The sequence below is a fragment of the Bacillus cereus group sp. BfR-BA-01355 genome, from assembly GCF_022663675.1.
Lineage (GTDB): Bacteria > Bacillota > Bacilli > Bacillales > Bacillaceae_G > Bacillus_A > Bacillus_A thuringiensis_S.
Genome location: NZ_JAKUFY010000068.1, coordinates 20680 through 28978 on the forward strand (window position 1 = coordinate 20680; position 8299 = coordinate 28978).

The following is an 8299-nucleotide window of genomic DNA, read 5'->3' on the forward strand; positions in this document are numbered from 1 at the left end:
TTGCTAGACATAGGCATCGATAATCAGTTAGCAAGTGACTATGGAATATGTATGGTAGAACGCCCTGTTATTCCTACAGCAGAACAGGAAGTAGAACATATTGAAGTGCCGGGTAGACATGGTTCACTTACAAAAAAAGGGGCGTTTAAAGACGTCCCTTTAAAAATAAAGTTCAATATGCTTGAAGAAGAGAATATTAAGCCACTAGTTCGGCGCATGAAGGCTTGGTTGATGAATGGCAAGACACTATATTTTACAGATGATGATGTGTATCGAAAAATTAAACATGTTGTAATAGGTGATATTGCAAATGAAATTGAAGAACACGGTGAGTTTGAAGTCGACTTTACGCTTGATCCGTTTGAGTATACAGAAGATGCAAACATAATGTTGAGTACTCCTGGATCTATTTATAATCCGGGTACAATGGAATCAACTCCAATGTTGTTCGTTGCAGGTAATGGTACATTTCGAATTTTCATTAATGAGGTTTCTTTTCAGATTAAAGATGTAAATGGTTCTGTTGTAATAGATTCAGAATTATTAGAGGCATACAGTGGTACAGTGCCAATGAATGATAAAATGATAGGTGATTTTCCAGAATTTCAAATAGGAGTAAATAAAATAGAGTGGTCAGGAGCTATTCAATTTATTTCAATTCAGCCAAGATGGAGATATAAATAATGATTACTTTATATAAACCAAATGAAACAGATTTTACGCATAATGGAATTGGTGTTTTAGATAAACATATTTATAGTGCAACTGTTGAGGAAGAACTCAACGGTTTATTTGTTTTTAATTTTAATTATCCTTTATTTGCTCCATATGGAACGAAAATTGACGGGATGAGCATCATAAAAGTTCCTACTCCTGATGGGGATCAGTTATTTCGCGTGGTAACTCCTAAAGTGAGTATGGGAGAAATCAAAGCGGTTTGTTATCACATTTTTTATGATTTAACGGAAAACTTGATTGAAGATATATTTATACAGCCCACAAATGGTAGTGGGGCTATGGCTAGGTTATCATCAGGTTGTCAATATAAGCATCCTTTTACTTTTTATTCTGACGTAACGAATATATCCACCGCACGTATTGTTCGAAAGAATCCAGTGGAAGCAATGTTGGATACGAGCCAAGATAACTCATTCGTGAATCGATGGGGCGGGGAATTAAAAAGAGACAACTTCGATGTTAAGATGTTGAAAAGCCGAGGAGCTAATCGTGGAGTAGTAATAAGACATAAAAAAGATTTGTTAGGCTATGAAGGAAGTGTGGACTGGAAAAGCTCTACTACCAGAATTATGCCGCAAGGGTTTGACGGATTGTTATTACCAGAAAAATATGTAGATAGTCCACTGATTAATAAGTATCCACATCCGAGAATACGAGTTATTGAATTTAATCATATAAAAGCAGCTATTGGTAAAAATGCAAATGATGAAGACGCAGTACCTGTAGAAGAAGCATATAAAAGGTTACGTCAAGCCGCTAAAGCTATGTTTGATATCCAGATGGTAGATCAACCGAAAGCGACATATAAGGTTGAATTTCAAGAGTTGTCTCAAACAGAGGAGTATAAAGAATATAAAATTTTGCAGCGTGTCTGGATGGGCGATATTGTTACAGTTAAACATGAGGAAGACGGTATTGATATTCAAGCAAAAGTCATTGCGTATAAATATGATCCGATTAAAAAGGAATATATCAATGTAACCATTGGTAATTTTAAAGAATCTTTTACAGACATGGCGGGTAAAGTAGATCAAATTCAACAAGATTTATCAAATATGCCAGGGTCTTTACTTGATGCAGCGAAAGAAAATGCAACAAAGCTAATCAATTCAGGATTTGGTGGAAATGTTCGTGTATATCCAGACCGAATTCTAATCATGGATACAAAAAATGAAATGACAGCTTCAAAAGTGTGGCAGTGGAACATAAACGGGTTAGGTTATTCATCAAACGGGGTAAATGGTCCGTATGAAATAGCAATGACAAAAGATGGGCGTATTGTTGCGGATTTCATTACTACTGGAGTATTGAATGGAAATTTGATTCGAGGCGGAGAAATAACAGGAACCACTCTTAGAACTTCTGACGATTCCAATTATGTTTCTATTTCCAAGCAATTCATTAGATTAATGGAATCGTATATCACTCGGATTTTCATGGGCTATTATATAAATCAAAGTAATGTCATGCAACCCACTATTGTATTAGGTGGCAACAATGATATAACAGCAACGCAGGGTGCAGTGTTAGTTTACCAACTCGAAAGTTCTCCCAAGTCAGGAGGAATCGGAATATCAAATGGATACCTAAATGGTGATCCAACAAGAGTCTATTTTTCAGCGGCTCTTGCGTTTAATCAAAATGGACATGCGGAACTAAAAGCGGATCAAAGCCTAGAACTAGAGTCAAAAGCATCCTATGCTTCTTTGAGAAGTCAAAATAATCTTTTTCTGGAAAGTAGAACAGGTGGTGCTTATTTCACTGCAAAAGAAGGGTTTAATTTCCGCCAAAATGGAGATCGAGTTGTTGATTTGAAGTTGACATCTGGTGGAGATAGTGACATCGTATTTCAGAACATCTTATTACGGAACAACAGAAATTATGAAAGTACCTATGTGCAAGTGAAAAGTGCTGGGGGAACTTATTTCAACGGTGTTTTAGCAGCAGATTTTAAAGTATCTTCTAAAAAGAAATATAAAACAAATATACGTGATATTAAATTTGATGCGTTAGAGAAGGTAATGGGCTGGGAAATTAAACAGTACAACCTTAAGACAGAAGTAGCCGAGTTGTATGATATGCGTATGAAACGTAAAGAAGGAGATCCAATCCTTACAACAAATGATATTACGACTCATTATGGAGTTGTGCTTCCGGATGAATCAAAAGAAAATGGTGTTGGCTTATATGGGATGATTGCGCAGACTGTTAAAGCATTTCAGGAGTATGTAGCCCAAACAGATGCTAGAATCGAAGAATTAGAGCCAATAAAGCCTAAAGGAAATATAAAACACAGGAACAAAGTAAAACGTCAAAGAAGACCGCCTAGACGCGTGAAAAGGAATAGTTAGAGAGAGGTGTAGTCATGCGAAATGAGGAAATTATTATAGATTTAGCAGATCCTGTGTTTACCAAAACAATTCGTTCGAGACAAAATGATAAAAACGGCTTGAAGATTACTGTATATGTAAGAGAAAAGGGGCAAATTGTTGATTTAACAGGGTATGCAGTGAAGTACGAAGCGATTAATCAAGTCGGACTGTTTGTTCGAGATGATGCTCAAATAGTTGATGCAAAGAATGGTATATTTTCATACACATTGTCCTCGCAAGCTGTTTCCACATCGGATGATTGGACAGCTTATTTTGTTATGGAAAAAAGTACAGAACGAATGAGTACACCAGACATTCGGATTACATTAAGACGGGATGTAAAAGAAGGAAATATTAAAATAGAAAACTATATTTCAGAGTTCGATAAGCTCAAGAAACAGATAGATGCTTTGCAGCAAGCGGTTGATAAAATGGATGTTGTAAAGCGATCAGGCGGGATAATGACAGGTTATCTAACAATGAGACCAACGCCTGGTTCCAATATCGGGGTTGGATTCAATAGTGAGGATAAGTTATTAGATATCGGTCTTGTAGGAGCCTCGGATGGTCAATTCTATTTAAAAGACTGGAAAAATAATAAAGTGTTGCTTGATAAATCACCTACTGGGGTATTCAGTGTTTTTGCTGATAATCTTCTAAAAAAAGCTGGCGACATCATAAATGGATTACTTGAATTTAAGAGCGATAATGCAATTGTATTAGGTAGTCGTTCTTATAAGACAGTCATTCACAAAGGGGCGCAGGGAGAGCTGATTTTTGCTCCTTCTACAAAGGAACAGGGGGATACTTGGGATTGGTCCAAAAGAGTAGAATTTCGAACAGATGGAACAATTAGACAAGCAAATGATACAGGTTGGATTAACCTTCCTATAACTGGGGTAGAGAATGTTCCTGATAGAATTTTGAAGTACAAAAGAAGTGGGGAACAAATATCTGTCATTGGATCAGTTAAATATCTGGCAAATACAACAGTATTTGCAACCCTTCCGGCTGGATTTCGCCCTGTACAAAGTATTGCTTTCCCAGCACTTGCATATGGCAATGGACCAACAGTTTGTGAAGTTACAGTTAAAAGTGATGGTGGAATTTTCTTGAATGGTGTTCAAAATGGAAATATCATTCATATTGCGATCAGCTTTCTAATTTAGTTATTACAAATCAAGCGTGCATAAGCAGGCTTTTTTATTTTGTATAAAATAGGACTTTTGTACAGAATAAAAAATTTTATGGTTTTATTTTGTGAGGAGGAAGTGAATGATGGAACAGAAATTTGCAGTTAAGCCAGTTGGTGTTAAATATGTATGCGATTCTTGTAAGCGAGGGGACATGGTAGTAACCAATAATATGAAAATGTTTGAAGACCATATTGAATATATTCATAAATGCAACAGGTGTGGAACGGAAAGAGGACTAAATGATAAATATCCACTTATTAGATACGAACAAGCATAGACAACAACTAAATCAATCCCTAATATGTATATTGATTACAAATATTTCATAAAGGGGGAAGAATTATGTTGGATTGGATCGCAGATAATAAAGTGTTTAGTGGGATTGGCGGAGTGGTATTGACTATACTAGCCGGCATAATTGGGAGTTTTATAAAGAAAAAGAAAGATGAAAGTAAGCCAAGTCAAACCATTACTTCAGGAAATAATTCTAATAATATTCAAGGTGGTAAAGATGTTAACGTTACGATTGGTGATGAAAAATGATTGGGAACAAAAAAGAAATACATGCAGGAGACGATTCAACAAATATACAAGCTCAAAATGTTACAATACAGCATAATGGCCTTAGTTATACTGATGTAAAAGAAGTTGCTATGGATGTTTTTAAAAGTAACTTCTATGATTTAGGTCAAACTGTTGAAAAAATCATTAATGAACGTGCAGAAGAAATAATTAATGAGTATTTAAAACGATTAATATCGAAAAATCCTGAAGCATTGAAAAAAACAGAGGATGCTGATTTACGCTTTATAATATATGAAGCCCAAAAAAATCATGCAAGACGTGGTGATAAAGAGATTGCGCATTTATTAGTAGATATGTTAATTGAAAGAACTGAAACTAAAGAAGAAACATTAGTAAAGATAGTTTACAATGAAGCGTTAGAAATTTTACCTAAGTTGACGTTAAAACAAATTAATATACTCACGGTTATTTTTATTTTACGTTATGTTAAATTGGATAACGCCTTTTATATTGAACAGTTAAATTTGGCGATAAAAAAATTTGCAAGGGTTGTTCCTGAAGAAGAGTTTTTCTATCAACATTTGCAATATGCAGGATGTGTATCCATTAGTGTTGGGGAAGTTAATTTTGTGAATCTTCTTAAAAGATACTATCCTAACTTAGTGCCCATTTTTCATGATAATGAAGATTTATTGTTTAAAAAGAATTTGAAAAATGTAGCACCTCATTTGCATATGATTTTAGGACAGATGAAGAAAACAAGTATTCCTAATTGTAGCTTAACTAGTGTTGGCATAGCAATTGCACTTAGTAATTTTAAAAGAAATATTGAAGCTGACTGGGATTTAGGAATTTGGATTAAAGACTGAGTATATGTTGGAAAAATACAATGTAGGTTTAATCAAACTCAATTCACAAATCAAGAGAAGCGATTTCGCTTCTCTTTTTATTTTGAGGAGATGATCAGTGTGAAACGAATAGTAGAACAAGCAATTTATGAAAAGTATGTTAGCCAAGAAAACAAAAACCTAGTCAAAGATTTTCTCATTGAAAAGAAATCGCAAGGGAAAGCGGCAAGCACTTTAAAACAATATGGTTGGGATTTGCGAATTATTTTGTTTCTAATACATCAACACTTCGAAAATAAAAACCTTATTGATCTAACACGTAAAGACATTCGAAATTTATCTATTATTTTTCAGGAGATGGAAATGTCTAATGCTCGTGTAAATGGATTAATGAGTGCGTTAAGATCCGCATTAGAATTTTGTGCGGATGATGATGACTATGATTATGAATTTAATGTAGGTTCACGGGTAAGTGGTTTACCTAAGAATCCAATTAGAAAAATTACATTTATTACTGAGGACTAGATCAATTGGCTAATCGATGAATTACTTGAACAAGAAAAATATATGCTAGCAACGTATTTAGCACTTTCTTATTACAGTGCAGCTAGAAAGAATGAGGTATATCAGGTTCAAAAAGAAGGGCTGACAGAACAATATTATACAAATGTGGTACGAGGAAAACGTGGTAAGAAGTTTAGATTATATTACAATCACCGGGTGCAGAAATGCATTCGTTTATATATAAATCAGCGAGGTAAGGATACTATTCCAGATTTGTTTGTGCGTGTTTATAAGAATGGTGAGAGAAAAAGATTGAACAAGAATGTATTTAATTATTGGTGCGACATATTTGCTAAGATGCTGAACGAAAAGGAAGGGAAGGAATTTAAAATGAATCCTCACTGTTTCCGCCATAGTAGATTAGATAATTTGAAAGTACAAGGAGTACCGCTTGAAAAACTAAAATCACTTGCTAACCATTCTGATATTTCTACAACTGAATCTTATCTAAAAGATAGAAGTGAGGAAGATATTGCAGAGATATTTGGAATGGACCTAAGTTGCTTTGCAGCTTAAAAAGGAGAGGGAAAGATGAATCGTATTGATGTATTATTGAAAACATTTATAGCTACGTTTGGTGGCTTTTGTGGGTATTTCTTGGGAGGATGGGATGCAACATTGAAAGTCTTAGTGACGATGGCAGTTATTGATTATTTAACTGGCATGATTGCAGCAGGTTATAACGGAGAGTTAAAAAGTAAAGTTGGTTTCAAAGGCATCGCCAAAAAGGTGGTGCTTTTTATTTTGGTCGGTGCGGCCGCCCAGCTCGATACAGTACTTGGAAGTAACAATGCAATTCGTGAAGCAACAATCTTCTTTTTCATGGGGAATGAATTGCTTTCACTTTTAGAAAATGCTGGACGAATGGGTATCCCACTCCCGCAACCATTAACAAATGCAGTTGAAATTTTAGGTGGCAAACAAAAACAAGAAAAGAAAAAAGGAGATGTTCAATAATGGGACACATTGTAGATATTTCAAAATGGAATGGTGATATTAACTGGCCTGTGGCAAAACAATACATTGATTTCATCATTGCTCGTGTACAAGATGGTTCGAACTATGTAGATCCATTATATAAGGGATATGTACAATCCATGAAGCAACATGGTATTCCTTTTGGTAACTATGCATTCTGTCGTTTCGTTTCTGAGAATGACGCATGTGTAGAAGCTCGCGACTTCTGGAATCGCGGAGATAAGAGCGCAACAGTCTGGGTGGCTGATGTAGAAGTGAAAACAATGGATGATATGCGAGCAGGTACACAGGCTTTTATCGATGAATTACGTCGATTAGGTGCTAAGAAAGTTGGTTTATATGTTGGTCATCATATGTATGCACCTTTTGGTATGGTAAATGTGAAATGTGATTTCGTATGGATTCCTCGATATGGCGGGAATAGACCAGCTTATCCATGTGATATCTGGCAATACACTGAAACAGGAAATGTACCTGGTATTGGAAAGTGTGATTTGAATGAATTAATTGGAAGCAAGTCGTTAGATTGGTTTACAAATAAATCGTATAAAGAAGAAGGAGTGGAGATTATCGTGAACAAACATAATAGGGTGGTTACTTATGAATTTGGTGTAAATTTAATTCCTGAAATGATTCAAATGATGGATAAGCTTGGATACACTTCAAAAATTGTTTCCCGCGGAGATCGTCAGGGGCTTGTTTATTTCGAGTCAGATTATCGTCAAGGTAGCGAGCTAGATAAAGCAACAGCGTGGTTAGATGCTAAAGGATTAAAGTATTACTATACAAAAGAATAATTTGGTGAGAAATAAAGTGCATAATAATAGCAAAGGTAAAGCATACTATGTAACAGCAAATGAAGCCTGTGTGTATGTAAAGTAATTAAAAAGCTGACAATAATTAGTCAGCTTTTTAATTACTATAATCTAGTATTTATCAGTCCGAAAGGCATGTTCTTTGCCTTTAAGTTGGTACTGAAAATCTTACCAATGTTTCTTTTTACAATGGCAACAAATAAAGAAACAGTTACAACGACACTTATTTCGATTGAACTTCCAATCATCATCACAATGGTGCT

General features: G+C 35.1%; 8 protein-coding genes and 1 pseudogene. All 9 read left to right on the forward strand.

Translation table 11 applies throughout. From position 1 onward, the window contains the following. The 9 genes and pseudogenes from MR167_RS20505 (at position 1) to MR167_RS20545 (ending at position 8018) form a co-directional block, all read left to right on the forward strand. Positions 1-684, forward strand: coding sequence for a distal tail protein Dit (locus MR167_RS20505; protein ID WP_242315347.1), 684 nt, complete (start codon positions 1-3; stop codon positions 682-684). Then, a complete protein-coding gene (locus MR167_RS20510) occupies positions 684-3089 on the forward strand; it encodes a phage tail spike protein (protein ID WP_242315349.1) in 2406 nt (801 codons plus the stop codon). Before MR167_RS20505 ends, MR167_RS20510 begins: the two co-directional genes overlap by 1 nt. 14 nt (positions 3090-3103) lie before the next feature. Next, on the forward strand, positions 3104-4279 hold the full coding sequence (locus tag MR167_RS20515) for a BppU family phage baseplate upper protein (protein ID WP_242315350.1): 1176 nt from the start codon (positions 3104-3106) through the stop codon (positions 4277-4279). A gap of 109 nt (positions 4280-4388) precedes the next feature. Further along, complete coding sequence (locus MR167_RS20520; RefSeq protein WP_242315352.1) at positions 4389-4583, forward strand: hypothetical protein; 195 nt, start codon at positions 4389-4391, stop codon at positions 4581-4583. A gap of 65 nt (positions 4584-4648) precedes the next feature. Then, a complete protein-coding gene (locus MR167_RS20525) occupies positions 4649-4849 on the forward strand; it encodes a hypothetical protein (protein WP_242315354.1) in 201 nt (66 codons plus the stop codon). Then, positions 4846-5700 carry an LPO_1073/Vpar_1526 family protein gene (locus MR167_RS20530; protein WP_242315356.1) on the forward strand — a complete coding sequence of 285 codons (855 nt, stop codon included), beginning with the start codon at positions 4846-4848 and terminating at the stop codon, positions 5698-5700. Before MR167_RS20525 ends, MR167_RS20530 begins: the two co-directional genes overlap by 4 nt. A gap of 99 nt (positions 5701-5799) precedes the next feature. Beyond that, a pseudogene (locus MR167_RS20535) lies at positions 5800-6759 on the forward strand (tyrosine-type recombinase/integrase). A gap of 15 nt (positions 6760-6774) precedes the next feature. Next, complete coding sequence (locus tag MR167_RS20540; RefSeq protein ID WP_242315358.1) at positions 6775-7200, forward strand: phage holin family protein; 426 nt, start codon at positions 6775-6777, stop codon at positions 7198-7200. Further along, complete coding sequence (locus MR167_RS20545; protein ID WP_242315359.1) at positions 7200-8018, forward strand: GH25 family lysozyme; 819 nt, start codon at positions 7200-7202, stop codon at positions 8016-8018. The genes MR167_RS20540 and MR167_RS20545 overlap by 1 nt, the downstream gene beginning before the upstream one ends. Positions 8019-8299 lie beyond the last annotated feature (281 nt).